The sequence below is a fragment of the Arenibacter arenosicollis genome (genome assembly GCF_014397245.1).
Lineage (GTDB): Bacteria > Bacteroidota > Bacteroidia > Flavobacteriales > Flavobacteriaceae > Arenibacter > Arenibacter arenosicollis.
In genome coordinates, this window is record NZ_JACLHY010000055.1 from 1 (window position 1) to 1,946 (window position 1,946).

General features: G+C 35.7%; 3 protein-coding genes. All 3 read left to right on the plus strand.

Annotated elements, in window-relative coordinates:
• Positions 1 to 168: 168 nt before the first annotated feature.
• The 3 genes from H4O18_RS21800 (at position 169) to H4O18_RS21810 (ending at position 1,604) form a co-directional block, all read left to right on the plus strand.
• The gene (locus H4O18_RS21800) at positions 169 to 645 is read left to right on the plus strand and encodes a cupin domain-containing protein (protein ID WP_187588626.1); all 477 of its coding nucleotides are present in this window, start codon (positions 169 to 171) and stop codon (positions 643 to 645) included.
• Between the two features lie 322 nt (positions 646 to 967).
• A complete protein-coding gene (locus tag H4O18_RS21805) occupies positions 968 to 1,312 on the plus strand; it encodes a type II toxin-antitoxin system RelE/ParE family toxin (protein ID WP_089895945.1) in 345 nt (114 codons plus the stop codon).
• Between the two features lies 1 nt (position 1,313).
• Positions 1,314 to 1,604, plus strand: coding sequence for a helix-turn-helix domain-containing protein (locus H4O18_RS21810; protein ID WP_089895954.1), 291 nt, complete (start codon positions 1,314 to 1,316; stop codon positions 1,602 to 1,604).
• Positions 1,605 to 1,946: the final 342 nt, after the last annotated feature.

Below are 1,946 nucleotides of genomic sequence, written 5' to 3' on the forward strand. Positions count from 1 at the left end.
AACACATTTTTAGGTTTCTTTGATGAAAAGTATTTAAGAAATAAAGAACAAGCAACAAGGTTAGAGACTAATTTAGTGTAAAGGCTAATCTTTAACTTGTGTAAACTATGTGCCTTAACGAACAGCATAAAACTCGGAACAAACAAGAAATATATAAACGTCAAGAAAATGAAAAAATCAATTTTCCTCCTATTAATTTTAACCTCTGTATCTGTATTTTCCCAAAACTCAGATTACAAGGTATCCTCCTATCTAACGGAGGGAACAAAAGCACCAAATACTCATTATATCGGAGAAGCGTGGTTGAATGCCATTATTCACGATGATGAGGAATTGGGTTATAATATTACAAAAGCAACTTTTAAAGCAAACTCAACCTTGGACTGGCATAAACATGGAACAGCGCAAGTCTTAATAATTGTAGATGGAGAAGCCTATTATCAGGAGAGAGGAAATGAGCCTGTAATTTTGAAAGAAGGAGATATAATTAAATGTGAGAAAAATATCGAACATTGGCATTCCTCCTCAAAGCTTAGTGATGTAACATATTTGGCTTTATATGGCGGTGGACAACCAACTACGTGGACTGAAGTGGTTACACAAGAGTATTATGATGAAGTAGCCGAAAAACTGAAAAGTAATTGATAATACATACCATTTATCTAACAAATCACTCGCACGAAGATGCCAGCGTACAACACAACCTATAAACAATACGGGCTTAGGTCTTAATCGCTGGGTTTGTGTTTTTTTATGATGTCCGCAAAATCTTTTGGATTTTGCTTTGGACAGGAAAAGAAAAACAAAACAAAAAGATTTCGCTATCTGCATGGCGGAAAGCAAACGCAAGTCTGCTCCCGTAGTGTTCGTAGCTTAACCGTTGTAAAACATACTACCAAATTTAAGAGACCAAACTAAATTCAACATAATATTTTGAAAATAGTAACTTTTAAGTTACCTTTGGGTGATGGAAAAAGTAAGGGAAGTTATCCAGTATAAAGGGTATTTCGAAGAATTCTTGCTCAAACAACCGAAAAAGGTTCAGGACAAGATATTTAAAGTAATCGAAATAATCGAGACTTATGAAAGAGTTCCCTCCACTTATCTGAAAGCACTTGTCGGAACAAAAGGACTGTACGAAGCCCGAATAAAATTAGGCTCGGACATTTGGAGAGTCTTCTGTTTTTTCGACAAAGGAAAATTGGTAATACTCTTGAACGGATTTACCAAAAAATCGCAGAAAACACCAAAAAAAGAAATCGACAAAGCGGTCGGACTAATGAATTCATACTATGAAGACAAAAACAAATAAGATGGACACCAAGAGTTGGAAAGAAATCAAGGACACCGTTTATGGAAAAAAAGGAACGGAACGTAGGGACGGATTGGAAAGAGATTTTGAGTCTTTTAAAATAGGTTTGCTTTTGAGAAATGCACGGGAAGAAAAAAACCTTACGCAGGAACAACTGGGCGAATTAGTAGACAAAAAACGGACGTATATATCACGAGTAGAAAACAACGGCAGCAATCTGACCTTGAAAACGCTTTACGAAATTGTGGAAAAAGGTCTTGGCGGAAAAGTTACGATTTCAATCGAAGTGTAAAAAAGTACGTTTTACAACAATACCTATAGCAAATAGGGCGGTAATTGCTGAATTTAAAGGTTTGGGGGTGTTTTCAAAGTTCGCCAAATCTTTAGATTGGCTTTTAGAAAAAATAAGATAAAACAAAATACAAAAGCTTTGGCCAAGGGTATAAACGGAAAGGTCTGTGCCCAGTACCTGCCCTACTTGCCATAGCTTAGACGTTGTGCTTCATTAGGTACGTTAAAGGGACATCCTTTACAAAGTTAAAGTCACATAGTTTACACTTTTTTAGGTTATAATTTGAGATCAAAATCAAATTATCATGCCTTGGAAAGAAACAACAACTATGGAACAGAAAAT